Origin of the sequence: Pseudomonas sp. NFXW11 (assembly GCF_049887815.1) — a bacterium.
GTDB lineage: Bacteria > Pseudomonadota > Gammaproteobacteria > Pseudomonadales > Pseudomonadaceae > Aquipseudomonas.
Genome location: NZ_JAGEKI010000009.1, coordinates 1 through 24044 on the forward strand (window position 1 = coordinate 1; position 24044 = coordinate 24044).

A 24044-nucleotide genomic window follows, 5' to 3' on the forward strand; every position below is an offset into this window, starting at 1 on the left:
TGTCAAGTGATTATTTTCAGAAGTTTTCGAGGATTTTCTCAACAACTTCAACCACTTGCGCTTTCGATCTCTCGTTAGCGGGAGGCGAATTCTACAGCGTTACACGCTGCTGTCAACACCTCTTTTTTAACCGCTTTCGACCGAGAGGATCGAATCGTTAATAAGGCGAAAACGCACCGCCTTACTCACTGCTTCCGACTTCGATGAACTGAAGCTTAAGCGCTGCTGAAACTGATTAACTCGTTGAATTTCAAGGAGTTTTCCGTTTCGACTGCGCCGGAAGTGGGGCGAATTATAGAGAGATATAATCAGCCGTCAACCGTTATTTTCAATTTTCTATCAAAAGACATGCAACACCCAAAAAAGGTGCTCCGCAGGCTCCCACGAAAACCCAAACCGCACTTCTATTTAGAAGAGAAACCCTACAGCACCCCCAATTGCTTCAGAACCGCCAGCGCCTCGCCCTGCAACCCCAGCACCCTCTGCAGTACCTGCTCCGTATGCTCCCCTAATAGAGGAGGGGCATACCGGTACTCAACAGGCGTCTCAGAGAGACGAATCGGACTCGCCACCTGCGGCACCCTTCCCGCCAATGCATGAGGCAGCTCCACCGCCAAGCCACGAGACACAACCTGCGGATCGGCAAACACCTGGGCCAGATCATTGATCGGACCACAAGGCACCCCGGCCTGCTCCAGCTGACTCACCCATTCAGCAGTGGTCTTGAACACCGTCGCCTGGCGAATCAACGGAATCAGCTCCGCCCGATTGGCCACCCGCAGCTTATTAGTAATAAACCGCGGATCATCTGCCCACTGCGGTTGACCCGCCACTTCGGCAAACTTGCGGAACTGCCCGTCATTACCCACGGTGAGAATGAAGTCACCATCTGCCGTCGGAAAATCCTGATAAGGCACTATATTCGGGTGCGCATTACCCAAACGCTTGGGCGCCACACCTGTGGTCAGGTAATTCATTGCCTGATTCGCCAGACAAGCGACCTGCACATCCAGCAGCGCCATATCTATATGCTGCCCGCCACCACCCTGATCGCGGTGAGCCAGGGCCGCCAGAATCGCCACCGTCGAATAAAGCCCAGTGAGGATATCGGTCAAGGCCACACCGACCTTCACCGGCCCAGCCCCCTCATCACCCTCAGGACGTCCAGTCAGGCTCATCAGCCCGCCCAAGCCCTGGATCATGAAGTCATAGCCAGCGCGCTTGGCATAAGGCCCGGTCTGGCCGAACCCGGTGATCGAGCAATAGATCAGGTGGGGATTGCTCGCTTTGAGCGACGGGTAATCCAGCCCGTAAGCCGCCAAGCCGCCCACCTTGAAGTTCTCGATGACGATATCCGACTTGGCCGCCAGCTCACGCACCAGCTGCTGCCCCTCAGGGCGAGTGAAATCGATAGTCACCGACTGCTTGTTACGGTTGGCCGACAAGTAATAGGCAGCCTCCGTGGTGTTCTCGCCATAAGCGTCCTTGAGGAAGGGCGGCCCCCAGGCACGGGTATCGTCACCATTGCCGGGACGCTCGACCTTGATGACCTCGGCCCCCAGGTCCGCGAGAATCTGCCCGGACCAAGGTCCCGCCAGTACTCGCGACAAATCCAGTACCCGCAGATGCGACAACGCGCCCATGGCCGCTCTCCTATTAATAGAACGCCTGGATGCCGGTTTGCGCGCGCCCGAGAATCAGCGCATGCACGTCATGGGTCCCCTCATAGGTATTGACCACTTCCAGGTTCACCAGGTGACGAGCGATACCGAACTCATCGGAGATACCGTTCCCCCCCAGCATGTCACGGGCCATGCGCGCGACATCCAGGGATTTGCCGCAGGAGTTGCGCTTCATGATCGAAGTGATCTCCACCGCCGCAGTACCCTCATCCTTCATCCGCCCCAGGCGCAAGCAGCCTTGCAAGGCGAGGGTGATTTCGGTCTGCATGTCTGCCAGCTTCTTCTGAATCAGCTGAGTCGCCGCCAATGGCCGACCGAACTGTTGACGATCCAGGGTGTATTGACGCGCGGTATGCCAGCAGAACTCCGCAGCCCCCAGCGCGCCCCAGGAAATGCCATAACGTGCCGAGTTCAGGCAGGTGAAGGGCCCCTTCAAGCCACGCACATCCGGAAAGATGTTCTCTTCCGGCACAAACACGTTATCCATCACGATCTCGCCGGTGATCGATGCCCGCAGGCCGACCTTGCCGTGAATCGCCGGAGCGCTCAGGCCTTTCCAGCCCTTCTCCAGGACAAAACCACGAATGTCGCCGGCATCATCCTTACCCCAAACCACAAACACATCGGCGATCGGGCTGTTGGTGATCCACATCTTGGTGCCGGTCAGGCTATAGCCGCCGTCCACCTTGCGAGCACGGGTAATCATCGCGCCCGGGTCGGAACCATGGTTCGGCTCGGTCAGGCCGAAGCAGCCGATCCATTCGCCTGAAGCCAGTTTCGGCAGGTACTTCTGTTTTTGCGCCTCGGTTCCGAACTCGTTGATCGGCACCATCACCAGGGACGACTGCACGCTCATCATCGAACGGTAACCAGAATCCACCCGCTCCACTTCACGGGCGATCAAGCCATAGCACACATAGTTCAGGCCGCTGCCGCCGTACTGCTCGGGAATGGTTGCCCCTAGCAGGCCAACTTCGCCCATCTCACGAAAAATCGCCGGGTCGGTCTTCTCATGGCGGAAAGCTTCCAGAACCCGTGGCGCCAACTTGTCCTGGGCGAACTGCTGGGCACTGTCGCGAACCATGCGCTCTTCTTCGGTGAGTTGCTGGTCCAGCAGAAGGGGATCGATCCAGTTGAAGCTTGCTTTGCCGCCCATGAGTGAATCCTCGTGAAGTAGGTCAACTATCGTGGATTGATCCTAGGCCCGGGCAGCGCCTCAGGCAAACGAGGATTTCGCATACTGTTGTGCTAATTTCTCACTTCGAAATGGCGAGAAGTGCCTTTTCAAGCACCTATTAGTGAGATTGCCGTACATGCGCAGAAAGATCCCCAGCACTGCAGCCCTGATCAGCTTCGAAGCCGCCGCCCGCCATGAGAGCTTCACCAAGGCCGCACAAGAGCTTTCCCTGACTCAGGGTGCGGTTTGCAGGCAGATCGCCAGCCTGGAGGAGTTCCTCAGCGTCGAACTGTTCCGCCGCTCAAGACGCGGCGTCAAACTCACCGAGGCCGGGCTGTCCTATAGCCGCCGGGTCGCCACCCAACTGGATGCCGTGGAACGCGACACCCTATCGGTGATGGGCCAGCAGGGCGCCAATGTCATCGAACTGGCCGTGGTACCGACCTTCGGCACCCAATGGCTGCTGCCCCGGCTCAAGGACTTCCAGCAGCAGCACCCTGAAGTCACGGTCAACCTGACCAACCGCACCCGTCCTTTCCTGTTCGCCGATACCCCGTTCGATGCTGCCATCTACTTCGGCGACGCCGACTGGTCGGGCACCCAGTCCCATCGCCTGATGGACGAGCATCCCGTCCCCGTATGCAGCCCGAACCTGCTGGGCGATCACTCGCAACTGAGCGCCCAGGCCATCGCCGAGCTGCCCCTGCTGCAGCAGACCACGCGCCCCTACGCCTGGCGACAATGGTTCAGCTCGCAACAGCTGAATGTCCCTAGAGACATGACAGGCCCCCGCTACGAGCTATTCTCCATGCTCGCCCAGGCGGCCATGCACGACATGGGGATCGCCCTGATTCCGGCCTTTCTCATCCAGCGCGAACTGGCCGAGAAGCGCCTGGTGATCGCCAACCCCCAAGCACTGTCGAGCATCAAGGCCTATTACCTGATGATCCCCGAGCGCAAGGTGGAATCCGCCTCGCTACGAGCATTTCGCGACTGGCTGGTGACCCAGGCAAACAGCTACAGCGCAGGTAAATAGCCGCGCACAGCACTAATTGACCCCGTAGTCAGAAAATAAAAAGCACTACAGATATAACTATTTGTCGCATTTAGACAGACTGTACCGACACCTTGAACAATCGTTCTACAAGCGCCTAACCACGCGGCTTGTAGGGTTTATTCAGGGGTGATGCAGGGCTATTCACAGCAAGCATGAGAAAAAACTTAATTTCCAGGCAAAAGCCTTGAAAGGCACGGTCTACAAGGCTTAAACCCGATACGTTGCGACATTCGGTCACGGGGTGACTTGTAGTTAATTTTCCGTCACTAGTCAGAATCCCTTGAAGGCCTCAAAGTTCGACTGCAAAATGCCGCGCCCCGCTGTCGTTTCAGCGGGATCGTGCTGATCGGCCGCCCCAGTCGCACCCTCCGCAGTGCACTGGCCTTCTAAGAAAGATCGAAAGCAATAAGATCAAGCAGGAGATTTGACGTGCACATTGGTGTTCCTCTCGAAACCCAGACGGGTGAAACACGGGTTGCTGCAACCCCGGAAACCATCAAGAAGCTGATCGGCCAGGGTCACAAGGTCACTGTGCAAAGCGGCGCCGGCATCAATGCCAGCGTGGTCGACAGTGCCTATGAGGCGGCAGGGGCAACCATTGGCAGCGCCAACGAAGCCTTCGGTGCCGAGCTGATCCTCAAGGTCGTGGCGCCCAACGACAGTGAACTGATGCTGATCAAGAGCGGCACCGTGCTGGTGGGCATGCTCAACCCCTTCAGCAACGAAACCATCGCCAAGCTGGCCGAACGCGGGATCACCGCCTTCGCCCTGGAAGCGGCGCCACGCACCTCCCGGGCCCAGAGCCTGGACGTGCTGTCGTCCCAGGCCAACATCGCCGGCTACAAGTCGGTGCTGCTGGCTGCCCACTACTACCCGCGCTTCATGCCAATGCTGATGACCGCCGCCGGTACGGTGAAAGCCGCCCGCGTGCTGATCCTCGGCGCCGGTGTGGCAGGCTTGCAGGCCATCGCCACGGCCAAGCGCCTGGGTGCGGTGATCGAGGCCTCGGACGTACGCCCAGCAGTGAAGGAACAAATCGAATCCCTGGGCGCTAAGTTCGTCGACGTGCCTTACGAAACCGATGAAGAGCGTGAATGCGCCGTCGGTGTCGGCGGTTACGCCCGGCCCATGCCCGCCAGCTGGATGCAGCGCCAGGCCCAGGCCGTGCACGAACGCGCCAAGCAAGCGGATATCGTCATCACCACTGCGCTGATTCCCGGGCGCAAGGCACCGACCCTGCTCAGCGCCGAAACCGTCGCGCAAATGAAACCCGGCTCGGTGGTCATCGACCTGGCCGCGGCCCAGGGCGGCAACTGCCCACTGACCGTGGCGGATCAGGTCGTGGTGGAAAACGGCGTGACCATCGTCGGCCCGACCAACCTGGCCGGCGCCGTCGCCGCAGACGCCTCGGCGCTGTACGCGCGCAACCTGCTGGACTTCCTGAAGCTTGTCTTCACTAAAGAAGGGCAGTTCGAAGTCAACCTAGAAGACGACATCGTCGCTGCGTGCCTGATGTGCCGCGACGGCCAAGTCATCCGCAAAAACGCCTAAGCAGGGATTCAGACGATGGAAGAGCTTATCTCCCCCGGTATCTACAACCTGATCATCTTCGTGCTGGCGATCTATGTCGGTTACCACGTGGTCTGGAACGTCACACCCGCACTGCACACACCGCTGATGGCAGTGACCAACGCCATTTCCGCAATCGTCATCGTCGGCGCCATGCTGGCCGCCGCGCTGACCGTGACCCCGCTGGGCAAGACCATGGGCACCCTGGCCGTAGCCCTGGCGGCGGTCAACGTGTTCGGCGGCTTCCTGGTGACTCGTCGCATGCTGGAAATGTTCAAGAAGAAAGCGCCCAAAGCCGTGAAAGAAGAGGTGCAGAAGTAATGAGTATGAACCTGGTAACAACCCTCTATCTGATCGCCTCGGTGTGCTTTATCCAGGCGCTCAAGGGCCTTTCGCACCCCACCACGTCGCGGCGCGGCAATCTGTTCGGCATGCTGGGCATGGCCCTGGCGGTGCTGACCACCGTTGGCCTCATTTATAAGCTGGGTGCTGAGCTGGCGACCGCCGGCATCGGCTACGTGATTGTCGGCCTGCTGATTGGCGGCAGCGCCGGTTCGATCATGGCCAAGCGCGTGGAAATGACCAAGATGCCGGAGCTGGTGGCCTTCATGCACAGCATGATCGGCCTGGCCGCGGTATTCATCGCCATCGCTGCGGTGGTCGAGCCGCAGTCCCTGGGCATCGTCAAGCACCTGGGGGACTCGATTCCCGCCGGCAACCGCCTGGAGCTGTTCCTCGGCGCCGCCATCGGTGCCATCACCTTCTCCGGTTCGGTGATCGCCTTCGGCAAGCTCTCGGGCAAGTACAAGTTCCGTCTGTTCCAGGGCGCACCGGTACAGTTCGCCGGCCAGCACAAGCTGAACCTGGTGCTGGGCCTGGCCACCCTGGGCCTGGGCATCACCTTTATGGTTACCGGCAACCTGGGCGCCTTCGCCCTGATGCTGGCCCTGGCCTTCGTCATGGGCGTGCTGATCATCATCCCGATCGGCGGCGCCGATATGCCGGTGGTGGTGTCGATGCTCAACAGCTACTCGGGCTGGGCAGCGGCAGGGATCGGTTTCTCCCTGAACAACTCGATGCTGATCATTGCCGGCTCCCTGGTGGGCTCCAGCGGTGCGATCCTCTCGTACATCATGTGCAAGGCCATGAACCGCTCGTTCTTCAACGTGCTGCTCGGCGGCTTCGGCAACAGCGCCGATGCCGGTGGCCCGGCCGGTGCCCAGGAAGCCCGTCCGGTGAAGTCCGGCTCGGCCGACGATGCGACCTTCCTCCTGACCAACGCCGACACCGTGATCATAGTTCCCGGCTACGGCCTGGCGGTGGCCCGTGCCCAGCACGCGCTGAAGGAACTGACCGAGAAACTGGTGCACCACGGGGTGACCGTGAAGTACGCGATCCACCCGGTGGCAGGGCGCATGCCTGGCCATATGAACGTGCTGCTGGCCGAGGCCGAAGTGCCTTACGACCAGGTGTTCGAAATGGAAGACATCAACTCCGAGTTCGGCCAGGCCGACGTGGTGCTGGTGCTGGGCGCCAACGACGTGGTCAACCCGGCAGCCAAGAACGATCCGAAGTCGCCGATTGCCGGCATGCCGATCCTCGAAGCCTTCAAGGCCAAGACCATCATCGTCAACAAGCGCTCCATGGCCAGCGGCTATGCCGGCCTGGACAACGAACTGTTTTACCTGGACAAGACCATGATGGTCTTCGGCGATGCCAAGAAGGTCATCGAAGACATGGTCAAAGCCGTCGAATAAAGCTGCTGTAGCGCAATACCCAAAACCTCAGCCTCGAGTAGGCTGAGGTTTTTTATTTGCCCAATAAAGCCGACAGAAGGCTCTAGATCAGGGCGTTTCATTCGACCTTGGTCGCGGGGCGTTTTTTTCTGAAATCACTAGACTGCGCTTCTTGCTTTCGTTGCCCGAGATAACAATCCATGTACCGTGATCGTATCCGCTTGCCTTCGTTGTTGGAAAAGGTGATGAGCGCCGCTGACGCAGCCGCGCTGATTGAGGACGGCATGACCGTCGGCATGAGCGGCTTCACCCGCGCCGGTGAAGCCAAGGCCGTGCCCCATGCCCTGGCCCAGCGGGCCAAGGCACAGCCCCTGAAAATCAGCCTGATGACCGGCGCCAGCCTGGGCAACGACCTGGACAAGGAACTCACCGAAGCCGGCGTCCTGGCCCGACGCATGCCATTCCAGGTGGACAGCACCCTGCGCAAGGCGATCAACGCCGGCCAGGTGATGTTCATCGACCAGCACCTGTCGGAAACCGTCGAGCAGCTGCGCAACAAGCAGCTCAAGCTGCCGGATATCGCGGTGATCGAAGCCGTGGCCATCACCGAGCAGGGCCATATAGTGCCAACCACTTCGGTGGGCAACTCCGCCAGCTTCGCGATCTTCGCCAAGAAGGTGATTGTCGAGATCAACCTGGCGCACAACCCGAACCTGGAAGGTTTGCACGACATCTATATCCCGACCTATCGCCCAACCCGCACCCCGATCCCGCTGGTCAAGGTCGACGATCGCATCGGCAGCACGGCAATCCCGATTCCTGCGGAAAAGATCGCCGCCATCGTCATCACCGACCAGCACGACTCGCCGTCCACCGTATCGACCCCGGACAGCGACACCCAGGGCATCGCCAACCACCTGATCGAGTTCCTCAAGCAGGAAGTGCAGGCCGGGCGCATGAGCAACAAGCTCGGCCCGCTGCAGGCCGGTATCGGCAACATCGCCAACGCGGTGATGTGCGGCCTGATCGAGTCGCCTTTCGAAAACCTCACCATGTACTCCGAAGTGCTGCAGGACTCGACCTTCGACCTGATCGACGCCGGCAAGCTGAGCTTCGCCTCGGGCAGCTCCATCACCCTGTCGAGCCGGCGCAACGCCGACGTGTTCGGCAACCTGGAGCGCTACAAGGAAAAACTGGTGCTGCGGCCCCAGGAAATTTCCAACCACCCGGAAGTGGTGCGGCGCCTGGGCATCATCGGCATCAACACGGCGCTGGAGTTCGACATCTACGGCAACGTCAATTCCACCCACGTCTGCGGTACACGGATGATGAACGGCATCGGCGGTTCCGGAGACTTTGCCCGCAACGCGCACCTGGCAATCTTCGTCACCAAGTCGATCGCCAAGGGCGGGGCTATCTCCAGCGTGGTACCCATGGTCAGCCACGTGGACCACACCGAGCATGACGTCGACATCCTGGTGACCGAAATCGGCCTGGCCGACCTGCGCGGCCTGGCGCCACGGGAACGGGCCCGGGTGATCATCGACAATTGCGTGCACCCGTCCTACCGCGACGCACTGAACGACTACTTCACCAAGGCCTGCGCCCTGGGCGGCCACACGCCGCACATCCTGCGCGAGGCCCTGAGCTGGCACATCAACCTGGATGAAACCGGGAAAATGCTCACCGAGTGATTGATACAGTTGGCAGCTGACGCAAACACAGTTTCGTCAGCTTGCCGATCCGTCACCAGTATGCGACAAAAACTGTACCGCTGTACTGGTCATTTCCTCGCTTAAACCCCTTCCTTTCTGGCCTAAAACACTTGAAGTGCACCAAAAAAGTGCTGACAGGTACAGTTGCGCCATTTTCGAACAGTACAGCCCCTATAAACAGTTAACTGGACCTTCACAATACAAGTGAACTGTATCTACAGAGTCTTGCGCCGGAAGAGGATCATGGGCACCAGTTAAACCACTACCTGATCCCGCCACAAGCGGAAGGATGTCAACCATGGAACGTACACTCAGTTCCGAACTGTTCTTCGAAGACAAAGCTGTAAAATCCCAGGCTTCCCTGCCTCTGCGCCTGTTCGCCAACCTGATGCTGTGGCAACGTCGCATCTCCAGCCGCCATCAACTGGCTCGTCTGGATTCGCGTCTGCTGGCCGACGCCGGGATCAGCGAAGCACAACGCTACGAAGAGCTGAGCAAGCCGTTCTGGCGCTAACTCAGCGTCGCTGGCCCTGACCCACCGGGTCCACCGCCAGCACCCGAATTGCATACAGAACCCGCCACGGGAAACCGCGGCGGGTTTTGTCGTTTCAGGGCAGGCGAAAGGCTGGAGTACAGCCTCGCTCACCAGCACAGGTACAGTTTCAAAAAATACACACGTGTACCAGTACAATTTTATCCTGGTGTATCTGCCCCGCGCGCTCGCAAGCCGACACCATGGTGTTGCGAGCCAATCGCTCGACTTCCCGGCGAGGACTGCACCATGGACTCAGCAACCACCAGATCCACCCACCACGCCCAGGCATTACCACCACCCAGCCTGCTGCAACGCTGGGCCAGAGCGTTGCACAACATTGGCGAAAGAGCGCGTACACGGCGCCTGCTGGCACAGATGGACGACCGACAACTAACCGATAGCGGCATCAGCCACTGCGAAAGAGCGCAGGAACTGCAACAGCCGTTCTGGCGTTGAGGCCTGATACAGCGCTGTGCGAATAGAACAGCTCAGCCTAATATCTGGGGTGACGTGGCGATTTATCTGCGAGCTGCGTCAGATAAATCAGACACAGCACTTAGCAGTGGCTGCCCGGCGTCTCACTCAGCGCCTCTTCAATTGTCTGTTCATTCACAGGAGTTACCCATGTCCCGTCTTCGCCTGCTCAGCGCTGCCGCACTGCTGGCCCTGGCTGCCAACGCCCAGGCCACCAGCCTGATCGTCACTACCGACGCCATTGTCGGTGCGCTCAAGGCCACCACCGATGCCACTTCCGACGCCACCTCCTCGCTGCGCGACAATAAGATCGTTCTCGCCGCACGGGATGACGCCGCCAGCTTCGTCGCCACCAACGGCGCCATTCGCGGGGTAAAACTGGAAAGCGCCTTGGCCCATATTCGCCAGCAGGCGCCGCAACTGCAGGCCACCGACGCCCAACTGGCCCAGGCCATCCTGGCGATCTGAGCCGTGCGCCAGCGCAGCTGAAACCCTCTGCGCTGGCCCTGTCCGGACCATTGCGCTAGCCTTGCCGCTGATTTTCAGCTGTCGAGACTCGTAGGTTTGTTCAGGATTTCGCGTTCCGCTTGTGCATTGTTCACCGTCTGTTGGGCCAGCCTGTCGCAGGCACTGGACCTGACCACCCAGGGCCCGGTCGTCACCGCTTACGCCACCAGCCAGGTGACCTCGGCGCCCTTCGACCATAAACTGCTGCTCGCCGCCCAGGATGATGCCGCCACCTTTATTGCAAGTGACGGCCAACTGCGTGGCGGGCGCCTGGAATCCGCACTGAATTACCTGCGGCGACACCAGGCAAAACTTCATGCCAGCGACCTTGAACTGGCGCAGGCAATTCTCGTCCAATAGTCATCCCTGATATTCCGGAGTCGTTCCATGCGTAGCCCGCTGATTGCCGCCACCCTTGGCCTGTTGTTGTTGGCCGATGTGGCTCAGGCACACACCCTGGTGGCCACCAGTAACATCATCGTCCGTGCCTCCGGCCGCACGATCGATTTCACCTCGGACACCACCACCTCGATCCGTGACTCCAAAGTCGTACGTGAAGCCCACGACGATGCCGCCAGCTTCGTCGCCAGCCACGGTGAAATCCGCGGCGCGCAACTGGAAGCCGCGTTCAACGCCCTGCGTACCCAGGTGCCGGAAGCCCGTGACGCCAGCGATCAGGTTCTCGCCGAAGCCATCCTCGCCCTGTGAAACCCGTTCTTGCCTGGCTGCTGGCCGGATGCCTGGCGCTGCTCTGCGGCACCGCCCAGGCCGACCTGCAGCTACGCCTCAAGACCGATGGCTTGAGCCCAGCGCAACAACAGGCCAGCCAGGCACTGCTGGATGAAGCGATGCAGGCCCTGCCGCCGCGCTTCGTCCAGCAACTGGACCGCCGCATCGACGTCGGCTGGACCGACCAAATGCCCGACAACGCCTACGGCCAGGCGTCTCTGATATCCGAGCTGGACCTCAATCGCGCCCTGCTGCCAAGCCTCACCGACGGCTCCGCGGCCACCCAGAAAACCAGTCGCCCCCATGGCACCGTGCGCCGCGAACTGCTCGCCACCGTGCTCCATGAGCTGACCCATATCTATGATCGGGCGCGCCTGTGGCCCAGCGCCGAACGCAGCCTGATCCAGCGTTGCACCCGCAACAACAGCACCCTGGGCCTGGTTGGCCTGCAGGATCAATGCCGCGGGCAGAACGATCGGCGCTTCACCCTCAGCGACGACCCGCGCCTGCTCGACCTGGCCGGCTGGCCGCAATACGTCGGCCGCCGCGGCGAACGCGAGCAGCACAACCGCCAGGTCGCCCGCAGCCCGGATATCTACGAGACCACCAACCCGAAAGAGTTCGTGGCGGTGAACATGGAGTACTTCCTCCTCGACCCGAGCTACGCCTGCCGTCGCCCGGGCCTGTACCGCTACTATCAGCAGCACTTCGGCTGGGCGCCCGCCGCCAAGGACAGTTGCGCCAAGTCCTTCGCCTTCCTCAATGCCGGCAACGACTTCGCCAAGACCCCCCTGGGCAAGGTGGACCCAGAGCGGGTCTACGCCGTGGACTACCTGCTGGCCGAAGCCAACCAGAACTGGGTCAGCCGCTGGGGCCACAGCATGCTGCGCCTGGTGATCTGCGCCCCGGGCCGGCCCCGAGGGCCGGATTGCCGCCTGGACCTGGACCAGCACCTGGTGCTGTCCTATCGCGCCTTCGTCGGTGATGTGCAGCTGTCCAGCTGGGATGGCCTGGTGGGCAAGTACCCGTCGCGGTTGTTCGTCCTGCCGCTGTCCCAGGTGATCGATGAGTACACCAAGACCGAACTGCGCAGCCTGGCCTCGGTGCCCTTGAAGCTGTCGCGCGAGGAAATCGAAGAGGTGGTGGAACGCGCCGCCGAGATGCACTGGAGCTACGACGGCAACTACTACTTCCTGTCCAACAACTGCGCCGTGGAAAGCCTCAAGCTGCTGCGCAGCGGCAGCAACAACCGGCAACTGCTGGGCCTGGACAGCATCATGCCCAACGGTTTGCTGGAAGTGCTCAAGGGCAGGGGGCTGGCGGACACCAGCGTGCTCGACGACCCTCGTGAGGCACTGCGCCTGGGCTATCGCTTCGACTCCTTCCGCGACCGCTACCAGGCAATGTTCGAGGTGATCCGCAAGTACCTGCCAATCCAGCAGACCAGTGTCGAGGACTGGCTGGCACTCAGTGCCGCGGAACGTCGCCCGTGGTTCGACCGCGCCGACCTGCGCACCAGCGCCGCCTTGCTGCTGCTGGAACAGGCCAGCTATCGACGGCAACTGCTGCTGGCCCAGGACGAGGTCAAGCAGCGTTACCTGGGCGCCCGGGAGCTGAAGAACGGCGGCATGGAGCAGGCCAACAAGACCCTGCAGGCGATCCTCGCCAACAGCGGCTTCCTCAGCCGCCCGGCGGAACTCTTGGGCAGCAGCGGCTATGGCCTGCCGCAACCCGGTGAGTGGCAGCGCCTGGAATCCGAAAGCAGCCAGCGGCAACAGCAGCTGCAATCCCTGACCGGCGAGCTGGACAAGGAAGTGCGGGCCTTGCTGGAGCCGGCGCGGGCAGCGGAAATTGCCGCCAACGAGGCCAACCTGAAGTCGGTGGGCGAGCATTTGCGCAAGCTGCACAAGGCGGCGGGCGGGCTGGAGCTGCCCTGAAGCCGGCAAGCCGGCGCCTACAACGTCTCCTGCGGCTCCCCGGGCAAGTGCTCATCCAGATGCAGCCAGGGCAGGCGGCTGTCGGTCCAGATATGCTTTTCGGCCGGCGCCAGCTCCGGGTGATCCAGGGTGGCGGTGGTCACGTCGATGCTGTCAGGGCTCAGGTGGGTGACCAGCGCCAAGTGCGCACCGCAGTGGGCGCAGAAGTAACGCGCGCAACTGGCGGATGAGTCATACCGCGCCGCGGTGCCCCGCACCCAGCTGAACGCCGAGGCGGGCAGGGTGATCCAGGTGATCACCAGGCCGCCACTGACTCGCCGACAGATTGAACAATGGCAGTGGGCGATATCCTGCAACGGCCCGCTGAATTGATAACGCAGCCGGCCGCAATGGCAGCCTCCGCTGTGCAGTTGGCTCATGTGTCTTTCTCCTGCGGGCGAATTCCCGCCATGTCATGCCGCCTGTCGGCGGATCAAACATCCGGTGTTTCCTTGCAGCGCCGAAAGCTGGCTGAAAGCTTCCCCGATTAGCATCGCCCCCACTACCGGCAACAGACCGGTTGGCCATAGCGGGCGTTTCTCGCGCTCCCGGCCCTATTAACAACAACAATGGTGATTCTGATGTCCGCTCCTACCCGCCTGTTCGCTTCGACTCCTCCCGTACGCCTCGTGCTTGCCGTTCTGCGCTGATCCCACCCGGTTCGCCATTCCCTAGCCGCGCTACGCCTGGAGTATTCCCATGCTGACTTTCCTTGGCTTTGCCATGGTCATCACCTTCATGTTCCTGATCATGACCAAGCGCCTGTCGGCGCTGATCGCCCTGATCATAGTGCCGATCCTGTTCGCCCTGTTCGGCGGTTTCGCGCCGAAAATCGGCCCCATGATGCTCGAAGGCATCACCAAGCTGGCGCCCACCGGCGTGATGCTGATGTTCGCCATTCTGTATTTCGCCCTGATGATCGACTCCGGTCTGTTCGACCCGGCGGTGCGCAAGATCCTCAAGCTGGTCAAGGGCGACCCGCTGAAAGTCTCGGTCGGCACCGCGGTGCTGGCCCTGGTGGTGTCCCTGGACGGTGACGGCGCCACCACCTACATGATCTGCGTGGCCGCCATGCTGCCGCTGTACAGCCGCATCGGCATGAGCCCGCGGATCATGGCCGGGCTGATCATCCTCGCCGGCGGGGTGATGAACATGACCCCCTGGGGCGGCCCCACCGCTCGCGCCGCCAGCGCCCTGCACGTAGACCCGTCGGATATCTTCGTACCCATGATCCCGGCCATGCTCGCCGGCGTGGTGGCCATCCTGGCCATCGCCTATCTGTACGGCAAGCGCGAACGTGCTCGCCTGGGGGAACTGCACCTGGCGGGTGACGAGATCGACCACAGTGAAATCAGCGTCTCGCAGTACCCGGATGCCCGGCGGCCGAAGCTGATCTGGTTCAACGGCGCCCTGACCTTCGCCCTGATGTGCGCGCTGATCGCCGGCCTGCTGCCGCTGCCGGTGCTGTTCATGGTGGCCTTCAGTATCGCCATGATCGTCAACTACCCCTGCCTGCAGCAGCAGAAGGACCGGGTCGCGGCCCACGCCGGCAGCGTGCTGGCGGTGGTCGGGCTGATCTTCGCCGCGGGCATCTTCACCGGCATCCTTTCCGGCACCGGCATGGTCGACGCCATGTCCAAGAGCCTGCTGGCGGTGATTCCGGATGCATTGGGCCCTTACCTGGCGGTGATCACCGCGCTGGTGAGCATGCCCTTCACCTTCTTCATGTCCAACGATGCCTTCTACTACGGCGTGCTGCCGGTACTGGCCGAAGCCGCCAGCCACTACGGCATCACCGCGGTGGAAATGGCCCGCGCGTCGATCGTCGGCCAACCGGTGCACCTGCTCAGCCCGCTGGTACCCTCGACCTACCTGCTAGTGGCCCTGGCCGGTATCGAGTTCGGCGACCACCAGCGCTTCACCCTCAAGTGGGCAGTGCTGGTCTGCCTGTGCATAATGTTCGCCGCCCTGCTGATGGGGATCTTTCCGCTGTTCAGCACCCTGTAGAAGCACTGATCCTCCGCCTGGGCCGCTCTGGCAACCCGGGCTATAACACTCGCTCAAAGGAATACACATGGAATGGCTGACCAACCCGGAAATCTGGGTTGCCTTCTTCACCCTGACCGCCCTGGAAATCGTCCTGGGCATCGACAACATCATCATGATTTCGATCCTGGTCAGCCGCATGCCCAAGCACATGCAGGCCCGCACCCGGATCTTCGGCCTGGCCCTGGCCATGGTCACGCGAATCTTGCTGCTGCTGTCGATCACCTGGGTCATGCGCCTTACCGCCGACCTGTTCGTGGTCTTCGGCCAGGGCATTTCCGGACGCGACCTGATCCTGTTCTTCGGCGGCCTGTTCCTGCTGTGGAAAAGCTCCCAGGAGATGTACCACGCCCTGGAAGGCGAGGATGAAACCGCCGACGAACCCAAGGGCAAGGGCGGCAACTTCATCTACACCATCATCCAGATCGCGATCATCGACATCGTCTTCTCCCTGGACTCGGTGATCACCGCCGTGGGCATGGTTTCCCATGTGCCGGTGATGGTGGCGGCGATCATCGTCGCGGTGCTGGTGATGATGCTGGCCTCGGGCACCATCAGCGAATTCATCGACAAGCACCCGTCGCTGAAGATGCTGGCCCTGTCGTTCCTGCTGGTGGTGGGTACGGTACTGATCGCCGAAGCCTTCGGCGTGCACGTGCCAAAAGGCTATGTGTACTTCGCCATGGGCTTCTCCCTGGCGGTGGAAGCCATCAACATCAAGATGCGCACCGCCATCGCGAAAAAGAAAAAACAGCAGGAGCCAGTGAAACTGCGCAAGGACATTCCCGGTCAATAACCTGGGAACGCGCTAATGGAAAAGGGGCTTTCGAGCCCCTTTTTCACGTCTGCGGCCCGCAATCTTCATGACGGTTTTGTTTCAATGGGCCGTTTGCCTATGCGATGCTGGCGCCTTGAGCGCAAGCCAACTAAAGCTTTAAGTAGATAACCAAGAACCGCGCGCAACAATGTCCATTGGCCCCGCTTGGGGCTCTTCACCCCAGGGGGGGCCTCTCATGCTGACCCTGCTCAATCTGCTTTCCGCCGTGGCCCTGCTGATCTGGGGCACCCATATAGTGCGTACCGGCATCCTGCGGGTTTACGGCTCCAACCTGCGCCATGTGATCGGCCAGAACATGGCCCGCCGCCCCCTGGCCTTCGTCGCCGGCATCCTGGTCACGGCCATGGTCCAGAGCAGCAACGCCACCGCGATGCTGGTGACCTCCTTCGTCGGCCAGGGCCTGATGGCGCTGACCCCGGCCCTGGCGACCATGCTCGGCGCCGATGTCGGTACCGCGCTGATGGCCCGGGTGCTGACCTTCGACCTGTCGTGGCTGTCGCCGCTGCTGATCTTCCTCGGGGTGATCTTCTTTCTGTCACGCAAGCAGACCCGTGCCGGGCAGTTGGGCCGAGTCGGCATCGGCCTGGGCCTGATCATCCTCGCCCTGCAACTGATAGTCGAAGCCGCGGCCCCCATCACCCATGCCCAGGGTGTGAAGGTGCTGTTCGCCTCGCTGACCGGCGACATCCTCCTCGATGCCTTGATGGGCGCGGTGTTCGCCATGGTCTCCTACTCCAGCCTGGCGGCGGTGCTGCTTACCGCGACCCTGGCCGGCGCCGGGGTGATCAGCCTGCCGGTGGCCATCGGCCTGGTGATCGGCGCCAATATCGGCAGCGGCGTGCTGGCGTTCCTCAGCACCAGCATGCAGAACGCCGCCGGGCGCCAAGTGGCCCTGGGCAGCCTGCTGTACAAACTGATTGGCCTGCTGCTGATCATCCCGGTGCTCGACCCCCTGGCGCACTGGATGGACAGCCTGGACTTCAGCCCCCAGGAAGTGGTGATAGGTTTCCACCTGCTGTACAACACCGCCCGCTGCCTGTTGCTACTGCCCACGGTAGGCCCCATGGCCCGGCTCTGCGCCTGGCTGCTGCCGGAACGGCAGCAGGAAAACGGCCGGGCCCGGCCACGCCACCTCGACCCCACCGCACTCACCACCCCTAGCCTGGCCCTGGCCAATGCCGCCCGGGAAACCCTGCGCATCGGTGACCTGATCGACAACCTGCTGGAAGCCATGCTGGATGTGCTGCGCGCCAAGCAGACCGCCATCACCCAGGAAACCCGGGCCCTGAGCGACGACGTCGAGGCCCTGTACAGCGCCATCAAGCTGTACCTGGCGCAGATGCCCCGCGAAGACCTCAGCGAACAGGACAGCCGACGCTGGGCCGAGGTCATCGAACTGGCGATCAACCTCAAGCTGGCCAGCGACCTGATCGAACGCATGCTGCGCAAGGTCCAACAGCAGAAGACCGCCCAACGTCGCTCCTTCTCCGAAGTCGGCCTGGAAGAACTGACCGGGCTGCAGCAACAACTGATCGCCAACCTGCGCCTGGGCCTCTCGGTGTTTCTCAGTGCCGACCCGGAAAGCGCCCGCCAGCTGCTGCGGGAAAAACGTCGCTTCCGCGCCCAGGAGCGGCGCCTGGCCCACGCCCACGTCAGCCGCTTGCAGCGCAAGATAGTGCAGAGCATCGAAACCAGCTCCCTGCACCTGGAACTGATCGCCGACATGAAGCGTCTCAACTCACTGTTCTGCAGCAGCGCCTATGTGGTGCTGGAAACCTCCGACACCGGCGCGCTTGAAGTCGACGATATGGCCGACATCACGCATTCACCCTGAACGTCCACAGTCCCACGAAGTCTGTACAACTTACGCACGCCGTAAGGAAGCTTGTTATGCGTTGTCTGTTATTCGCCTGCCTGTTGCTGGGCAGTGCTCAAGGTTGGGCCCTGGACCGGTTCCAGGTTGAGGGCTACACCCTGGCCAATGGCCTGCAAGTCGTGCTCAAGCCCGGTAGCGAACGTGGCCACGTGGCCATCCGCCTGGTGGTGGGCGTGGGCCTGGACGATTTCCCCTGCAGCGAGAAGGAACTGCCGCACCTGCTCGAACACCTGCTGTTCAGCGGCATCGACGCCAGCGGCGAAGGCGGCCTGGAAGAGCGCATGCAAGCCCTGGGTGGCGAGTGGAACGCCTATACCAGCAACGCCGACACCACCTTCGTGATCGAGGCCCCGGCGAAAAACCAGCGCAAGGTCCTCGACCTGCTGCTGTCGCTGTTGACCCATACCCGGCTCGACGACAAGGCGGTGGCCGCCGCCAAGCAGGTGGTGGAGCGCGAGGACGGTGGCCATTACTCGCACCTGCAACGCTGGCTCGACCGCCAGGACCTGGGCCACAAGGCCAGCAACCAGCTGGCGGTGGAACTGGGGCTCAAATGCGCCGAGCGCGCCGAAGTCGGGCACCTGCGCCTGGCCCAGCTGGAGCAGGTCCGCAAGGACTGGTACGCCCCCAACAACATGAGCCTGATCGTGGTCGGCGAGCTCGATCGCCTGCTTCCGGCCTACCTGGAGCGCACCTACGGCGCCCTGGAGCCGGTGGAACCCAACGAGCATCCTCCACTGCCGCAGATCCAGGGCCAGGCGGCGGCCGAGCGCACCTTGATCCGTGGCTGGGTAGGGCAGAGCGCGCAACTGCACTGGCTGTTTCCCGAACCCGTGCTGGAGCAGCAGCACGACGCCACCTTCGACCTGCTCAAGGATTACCTGGACTGGGCGCTGTACCGCCAACTGCGCCTGGAGCACGAGCTGTCCTACGGCCCTTGGAGCGACCGCGAGGTCTTCGGCGGCGTGGGTTTTCTCAGCCTCAACGCCGACCTCGAGCGCAACGACCTGCCCCAGGCCCGGCAGGTGGTGCAACAACTCAAGGCCAACCTGCTGCAGCACGGCCTGGACCGGGCCACCTTCGAACGCCTGAAGCAGGCCGCCATCGACCGCCAGGCCTGGGCGGTGCAGGGCAACAGCGCCCTGGCCGACTACTACTGGAGTGCCCTGGGAGACTTCGACGGCAAGCGCTTCAGCGATCCGGCCAGGCGCCTGCAGGAAGTGAGCCTGCAACAGGCCAACCAGGCGCTGCGCCAGCTGCTGCAACAGCCGGGCTACCTGCGCATCGAGCAACCGCTGCTCAGTGACGAGCAACTGCTGTGGCTGATCGGCGGCCTGCTGGCCCTGGTTCTTCTCGGCAGCTGCGGTGTCTACCTGGTGCGCCGCCGCGCCGGTTGAGTGGCGAGGGCACCTGCTCCCTCGCCACAGGCTCCGGTCAACGTTATCCTGTCGCGGTTTTCCCCCGCCATGACTGTGATCCCCGCCCGATGCCCAACCTGAGCCACGTTATCCAGCGCATTCTCGAACTGATGAAGCGCTACCCGGGGGTCATTGCACTCGGCGGTTTCATCTCCGGGGTCTGCAGCTTCATCCTGGTGGACCGGCAACAAAGCCTGGCCTCGTGGATCGCCGTGATCATGCTGGTGAGCTGGGTCTGGCTGATGCTGGAAAACAGCCTCACCGAAATGTTCGCCAAGGTGTTCAAGCGCGAGATCCCGCAGCCGCTGCTGCGCTACGCAACGCAGATGATCCATCAGGAAAGCCTGTTCTTCGTCCTGCCGTTCTTCTTTATCACCACCAGCTGGAACAGTGGTCAGCTGGTGTTCACCGGGCTGCTGGGGGCGGCGGCGCTGATCTCCATCACCGATCCGCTGTACTACAAGTGGCTGGCCCCGCGGCGCTGGCTGTTCCTCGCCCTGCATACCCTGACCCTGTTCGCCGTGTTGCTTACCGCGCTGCCGCTGATCCTGCACCTGACCACCGCCCAGAGCTTCAAGCTGGCACTGGGCACCGCCATGCTGCTGTCATTCCCGAGCCTGGCCTCGATCCTGCCGATCCGCAGCCTGCGCAGCGCCCTGGCAGTGCTGGCCATCACCCTGGCGATTGGCAGCACCGGCTGGCTGCTGCGCTCCTGGGTGCCACCGGCCACCCTGTGGCTAACCGAGGACGCCATCAGCACCCTGCTCCAGGACCGCACCCCGGGCGCCAGCCTGGAGCAGGTCAGCGTCGCCCAGGTACGCAGCAACGGCCTCTATGCCTACACCGCGATCAATGCCCCCCGCGGCCTGGACGAGCGCATCTACCATGTCTGGAAATTCAACGGCAACGAAGTGGACCGGGTCGCCCTGGATATCCACGGCGGGCGCAAAGAGGGCTATCGCGCCTGGTCGCACAAGCAGAACTTCCCCGCCAATCCGGCGGGAAAATGGCAGGTACGGGTGATTACCGAAGACGGCCAGGTGATCGGCGTGCTGCGTTTCGAGATCACCGACACAGGTCAAGACGGCGGCAAAGCCGGCGAGGCAAAGTAACCTCGATCGTGCTATTACGTAGCACTGCGCAATCGCCACCCAAGCTTGGAGCTTATGACTAGCAGCGTGACGCCCGGCACCGCTCAACTGGATACCGCCCACTCGCCGGCGCTGCTGCGTATCGCCGGGGACTGGACCCTGGCGCACTACAGCGACCTCAAGCAGCTCTGCCAAAGCCTTCACCAACGCTACGACAGCGACACCCCGATCGACCTCAATGGCCTGGGTGCCCTGGACACCGCCGGCGCTTCGCTGCTGGTGGAACTGCTGGGTGCCGAGCGCCTCGAACGCTCGGCCCAACACCCCGAATGCAGCCTGTCCGCCGCCGACCGTGCGCTGCTGCAAACGGTCTACTGCTCGCTGAAAGACTTCTGCGTACCCATCAAGGAAGCGGAAATCCCGGTCAGCATCCAACTGCTCTCGCGCATTGGCAGTGCGGTGTACACGGTCTGGCAAGACACCCTGAAAGTCCTCGGCTTTATCGGCCTGATCCTCGAGACCCTGGCCCGCGGCCTGCTGCGCCCCAAGCGCTGGCGCATCACCCCGGTGGTGGCGCATATCGAGCAGACCGGCCTCGATGCCGCTCCCATCGTCGCCCTGCTGACCTTCCTGGTGGGCGCGGTGGTGGCCTTTCTCGGCGCCACGGTATTGGCCAATTTCGGCGCCAGCATCTTTACCGTGGACCTGGTGGGCTTCTCCTTCCTGCGCGAGTTCGGCGTGCTGCTCACGGCGATTCTCATGGCCGGCCGCACCGCCAGCGCCTTCACTGCGCAAATCGGCTCGATGAAGGCCAATGAAGAGATCGACGCCATTCGCACCCTGGGCCTGGACCCGATGGAGCTGCTGGTACTGCCCCGGGTGCTGGCGCTGCTGGTGGCGCTACCGATGCTGACCTTTCTCGCGATGCTCTCGGGGATCATCGGCGGCGCCGTGGTCTGCGCCCTGTCCCTGGATATCTCGCCGGCCATGTTCCTCTCGCTGCTGCATTCGGATATCGGCGTGAAACACTTCCTGCTGGGCATGGTCAAGGCACCGATCTTCGCTTTCCTGATCGCCGCCATCGGTTGCCTGGAGGGCTTCAAGGTCAGCGGCAGCGCCGAGTCGGTGGGCGCCCACACCACCTCCAGCGTGGTCCAGTCGATCTTCGTGGTGATTGTCATCGACGCCGTGGCCGCATTGTTCTTCATGGAGATGGGCTGGTGAGCCGGGCACCGCGGGCGCCCGCCGAGGCGGTGATCGAGGTCCGCGGCCTGTGCAACCGCTTCGGCAAGCAGAGCGTGCACGAGAACCTCGACCTGGACGTCTACCAGGGCGAGATCCTCGGCGTGGTCGGCGGCTCGGGCAGCGGCAAGTCGGTATTGCTGCGCAGCATCGTCGGCCTGCGCCAGCCCAGCGCAGGTGCGGTGCGGGTCTTCGGCCAGGACCTGCCAAGCCTGTCGGAGCAGCAGCGCTCGCTGATCGAGCGGCGCTTTGGCGTGCTGTTCCAGAAGGGCGCGCTGTTCACCTCGCTGACCGTGACCGAAAACGTCGCCCTGCCGCTGATCGAGCATGCCGGGCTGTCACGCGCCGATGCCGAACACCTGGCGGCGGTGAAACTGGCCCTGGCCGGCCTGCCGCTCTCGGCGGCCGACAAATACCCGGCCTCGCTGTCCGGCGGCATGATCAAGCGCGCGGCCCTGGCCCGCGCCCTGGCCCTGGACCCGGACATCCTGTTTCTCGACGAACCCACCGCCGGCCTCGACCCGGTGGGCGCCGCCGCCTTCGACCAGCTGATCCTGACCCTGCGCGACGCCCTGGGCCTGAGCGTGTTCCTGGTCACCCACGACCTCGACACCCTCTACACCATTACCGACCGGGTGGCGGTGCTGGCGCAGAAGAAAGTGTTGGTGGCGGATGCCATCGAGCGGGTGGCGGAGCACCCGGATGAATGGATCCAGCAGTACTTCCATGGCCCTCGCGGCCGCGCGGCCTATCAGGCCGCTACACAGACCAACGAGGGATGACATGGAAACCCGAGCCCATCATGTATTGATCGGCCTGTTCACCGTGATCGGGGTGGCCAGCGCCTTGCTGTTCGGCCTGTGGCTGGCCAAGTCCAGCGTCGACAGCGCCTTCCAGGATTACCAGATCGTCTTCAATGAAGCGGTCAGCGGCCTGTCCAAGGGCAGCTCGGTGCAGTACAGCGGAATCAAGGTCGGCGACGTGGTCAACCTGCGCCTGGACCCGAAAGACCCGCGCCGGGTACTGGCGCAAATCCGCCTGGGCAGCGACACGCCGATCAAGGAAGACACCCAGGCCAAGCTGGCCCTGACCGGCATCACTGGCACCTCGATCATCCAGCTCAGCGGTGGCACCCCGCAGAGCCCGGTGCTCAAGGGCAAGGACGGCCAACTGCCAACCATCATCGCCTCGCCATCGCCCATTGCCCGCCTGCTGAACAACAGCAACGACCTGATGACGGGGGTCAACCTGCTGCTGCACAACGCCAATCGCATGTTCTCCCCGGACAACGTGGAGCGGGTCAGCAACACCCTGGACAACCTGCAGAAGACTTCGGCGAGCATTGCCGGGCAACGGGATGACTTGCGCCAGCTGATGCAGCAACTGGGCACCATCACCAAGCAGACCAGCGCCATGCTGGAACAGACCACCTCGCTGATGCGCAATGCCAACGGCCTGCTCAACGATCAGGGACGGCAGATGTTCGGCAGCGCGGAACAGGCCATGCGTTCCCTGGAGCAAAGCAGCGCCACCCTGAACAAACTGCTGAACGACAATCAGGATTCGCTGAACAATGGCATGCAGGGGCTCAACGGCCTGGCGCCGGCGGTACGCGAACTGCGCGAAACCCTCGGCTCGCTGCGAGCCATTACCCGACGCCTGGAAGCCAACCCCGGTGGCTACCTGCTGGGTAACGAGAAGAACAAGGAGTTCACGCCATGAAGCGTGCCTATCGTCTGTTTGCCCCTCTGGCCCTGGGCGGCGCCCTGGCCTTGAGCAGTGCCTGCTCGATCCTGCCCAAGGCCGAGCCCCTGGACATCTACCGCCTGCCCGTAGCCCAGGGCCCGGCCAGCGCCACGGGCCAGGCCTTGCCCTGGTCGTTGCAATTGCTCAAGCCCCAGGCCGGTGATGCGCTGAACAGCGCACGGATCGCGGTGCTGCCCCAAGGCAACCTGATCAGCAGCTACAAGGCCTCGCGCTGGAGCGATCCGGCACCGATCCTGCTGCGCAACCGCCTGCTGGACGGTTTCCAACGCGATGGTCGGGTACAGCTGTTGAGCACCGATGACAGCAACCTGCAGACCGACCTGGCCCTGGGGGGCGACCTGCAAGCCTTCCAGACCGAGTACCAGGGCCAGGCCGCCCAGGTGGTGATCCGCCTGGATGCGCGACTGATTCGTGGTTATGACCAGAAGATCCTCGCCAGCCGACGCTTTGAAGTGCGCCAGCCCTTGGCGCAAACCCAGGTGCCGGCAGTGGTCACGGGATTTGGCCAGGCCAGCGATACCCTGACCCGGCAAGTGGTGGACTGGGCCGTGGGGCAGGGCAACCAGGCGCTAAAGCGCTGAGGTTCCTTTCGCCGACAAGCCGGCTCCT

The 24044-nt window shown here is 62.5% G+C and carries 23 protein-coding genes; 20 read left to right on the top strand and 3 right to left on the bottom strand.

The window, feature by feature from the left end:
* Positions 1-422: 422 nt before the first annotated feature.
* Both J4P02_RS15340 and J4P02_RS15345 read right to left on the bottom strand, forming a co-directional pair.
* Positions 423-1643, bottom strand: coding sequence for a CaiB/BaiF CoA transferase family protein (locus tag J4P02_RS15340; RefSeq protein WP_426191661.1), 1221 nt, complete (start codon positions 1641-1643; stop codon positions 423-425).
* Between the two features lie 13 nt (positions 1644-1656).
* Positions 1657-2838: an acyl-CoA dehydrogenase gene (locus J4P02_RS15345; RefSeq protein WP_426191663.1), complete on the bottom strand. Its 1182-nt coding sequence runs from the start codon at positions 2836-2838 to the stop codon at positions 1657-1659.
* A 157-nt stretch (positions 2839-2995) separates the two neighbouring features.
* Between J4P02_RS15345 and J4P02_RS15350 the strand changes: the two genes are divergently transcribed.
* The 11 genes from J4P02_RS15350 (at position 2996) to J4P02_RS15400 (ending at position 13118) form a co-directional block, all read left to right on the top strand.
* Positions 2996-3895 carry a LysR family transcriptional regulator gene (locus tag J4P02_RS15350; protein WP_426191665.1) on the top strand — a complete coding sequence of 300 codons (900 nt, stop codon included), beginning with the start codon at positions 2996-2998 and terminating at the stop codon, positions 3893-3895.
* Between the two features lie 450 nt (positions 3896-4345).
* Positions 4346-5467: a Re/Si-specific NAD(P)(+) transhydrogenase subunit alpha gene (locus tag J4P02_RS15355; RefSeq protein WP_426191667.1), complete on the top strand. Its 1122-nt coding sequence runs from the start codon at positions 4346-4348 to the stop codon at positions 5465-5467.
* Positions 5468-5482: 15 nt separating this feature from the next.
* Entirely contained in the window at positions 5483-5806 is a 324-nt protein-coding gene (locus J4P02_RS15360; protein ID WP_005783507.1) for an NAD(P) transhydrogenase subunit alpha, read from the top strand.
* On the top strand, positions 5806-7242 hold the full coding sequence (locus J4P02_RS15365) for an NAD(P)(+) transhydrogenase (Re/Si-specific) subunit beta (protein ID WP_426191670.1): 1437 nt from the start codon (positions 5806-5808) through the stop codon (positions 7240-7242). Before J4P02_RS15360 ends, J4P02_RS15365 begins: the two co-directional genes overlap by 1 nt.
* Before the next feature lie 179 nt (positions 7243-7421).
* Positions 7422-8915 carry an acetyl-CoA hydrolase/transferase family protein gene (locus J4P02_RS15370; protein WP_426191672.1) on the top strand — a complete coding sequence of 498 codons (1494 nt, stop codon included), beginning with the start codon at positions 7422-7424 and terminating at the stop codon, positions 8913-8915.
* 319 nt (positions 8916-9234) lie between these two features.
* Positions 9235-9450 carry a DUF1127 domain-containing protein gene (locus J4P02_RS15375; RefSeq protein ID WP_426191674.1) on the top strand — a complete coding sequence of 72 codons (216 nt, stop codon included), beginning with the start codon at positions 9235-9237 and terminating at the stop codon, positions 9448-9450.
* A 267-nt stretch (positions 9451-9717) separates the two neighbouring features.
* A complete protein-coding gene (locus J4P02_RS15380; RefSeq protein WP_426191676.1) occupies positions 9718-9927 on the top strand; it encodes a DUF1127 domain-containing protein in 210 nt (69 codons plus the stop codon).
* A gap of 168 nt (positions 9928-10095) precedes the next feature.
* Positions 10096-10413 carry a DUF2388 domain-containing protein gene (locus J4P02_RS15385; RefSeq protein ID WP_426191678.1) on the top strand — a complete coding sequence of 106 codons (318 nt, stop codon included), beginning with the start codon at positions 10096-10098 and terminating at the stop codon, positions 10411-10413.
* 126 nt (positions 10414-10539) lie between these two features.
* A complete protein-coding gene (locus J4P02_RS15390; RefSeq protein WP_426192102.1) occupies positions 10540-10812 on the top strand; it encodes a DUF2388 domain-containing protein in 273 nt (90 codons plus the stop codon).
* 27 nt (positions 10813-10839) lie between these two features.
* Positions 10840-11160 carry a DUF2388 domain-containing protein gene (locus J4P02_RS15395; RefSeq protein ID WP_426191680.1) on the top strand — a complete coding sequence of 107 codons (321 nt, stop codon included), beginning with the start codon at positions 10840-10842 and terminating at the stop codon, positions 11158-11160.
* Positions 11157-13118, top strand: a complete 1962-nt coding sequence (locus J4P02_RS15400; protein WP_426191682.1) for a DUF4105 domain-containing protein — start codon at positions 11157-11159, stop codon at positions 13116-13118. The genes J4P02_RS15395 and J4P02_RS15400 overlap by 4 nt, the downstream gene beginning before the upstream one ends.
* Positions 13119-13135: 17 nt before the next feature.
* Here the strand turns inward: J4P02_RS15400 and J4P02_RS15405 are convergent, their stop codons facing one another.
* On the bottom strand, positions 13136-13537 hold the full coding sequence (locus tag J4P02_RS15405) for a GFA family protein (protein WP_426191684.1): 402 nt from the start codon (positions 13535-13537) through the stop codon (positions 13136-13138).
* Positions 13538-13856: 319 nt separating this feature from the next.
* On the opposite strand from J4P02_RS15405, the gene J4P02_RS15410 reads away from it, so the two are divergent.
* From J4P02_RS15410 to J4P02_RS15450, 9 genes are all read left to right on the top strand, one after another.
* Positions 13857-15164 (top strand): CitMHS family transporter, encoded by a 1308-nt coding sequence (locus J4P02_RS15410; RefSeq protein ID WP_123723794.1) that lies wholly within the window; start codon positions 13857-13859, stop codon positions 15162-15164.
* A 67-nt stretch (positions 15165-15231) separates the two neighbouring features.
* Positions 15232-15999 carry a TerC family protein gene (locus J4P02_RS15415; RefSeq protein WP_426191686.1) on the top strand — a complete coding sequence of 256 codons (768 nt, stop codon included), beginning with the start codon at positions 15232-15234 and terminating at the stop codon, positions 15997-15999.
* Positions 16000-16216: 217 nt separating this feature from the next.
* A complete protein-coding gene (locus tag J4P02_RS15420) occupies positions 16217-17875 on the top strand; it encodes a Na/Pi cotransporter family protein (protein WP_426191688.1) in 1659 nt (552 codons plus the stop codon).
* Between the two features lie 56 nt (positions 17876-17931).
* Positions 17932-19314 carry a M16 family metallopeptidase gene (locus tag J4P02_RS15425; protein ID WP_426191689.1) on the top strand — a complete coding sequence of 461 codons (1383 nt, stop codon included), beginning with the start codon at positions 17932-17934 and terminating at the stop codon, positions 19312-19314.
* An 89-nt stretch (positions 19315-19403) separates the two neighbouring features.
* Positions 19404-20447: a DUF5924 family protein gene (locus J4P02_RS15430; protein WP_426191691.1), complete on the top strand. Its 1044-nt coding sequence runs from the start codon at positions 19404-19406 to the stop codon at positions 20445-20447.
* A gap of 54 nt (positions 20448-20501) precedes the next feature.
* Positions 20502-21650 (top strand): MlaE family lipid ABC transporter permease subunit, encoded by a 1149-nt coding sequence (locus tag J4P02_RS15435; RefSeq protein WP_426191693.1) that lies wholly within the window; start codon positions 20502-20504, stop codon positions 21648-21650.
* A complete protein-coding gene (locus J4P02_RS15440) occupies positions 21647-22450 on the top strand; it encodes an ABC transporter ATP-binding protein (RefSeq protein ID WP_426191695.1) in 804 nt (267 codons plus the stop codon). Before J4P02_RS15435 ends, J4P02_RS15440 begins: the two co-directional genes overlap by 4 nt.
* Before the next feature lies 1 nt (position 22451).
* Entirely contained in the window at positions 22452-23390 is a 939-nt protein-coding gene (locus tag J4P02_RS15445; RefSeq protein ID WP_426191697.1) for an MlaD family protein, read from the top strand.
* The gene (locus J4P02_RS15450; RefSeq protein WP_426191699.1) at positions 23387-24016 is read left to right on the top strand and encodes an ABC-type transport auxiliary lipoprotein family protein; all 630 of its coding nucleotides are present in this window, start codon (positions 23387-23389) and stop codon (positions 24014-24016) included. Before J4P02_RS15445 ends, J4P02_RS15450 begins: the two co-directional genes overlap by 4 nt.
* Positions 24017-24044 lie beyond the last annotated feature (28 nt).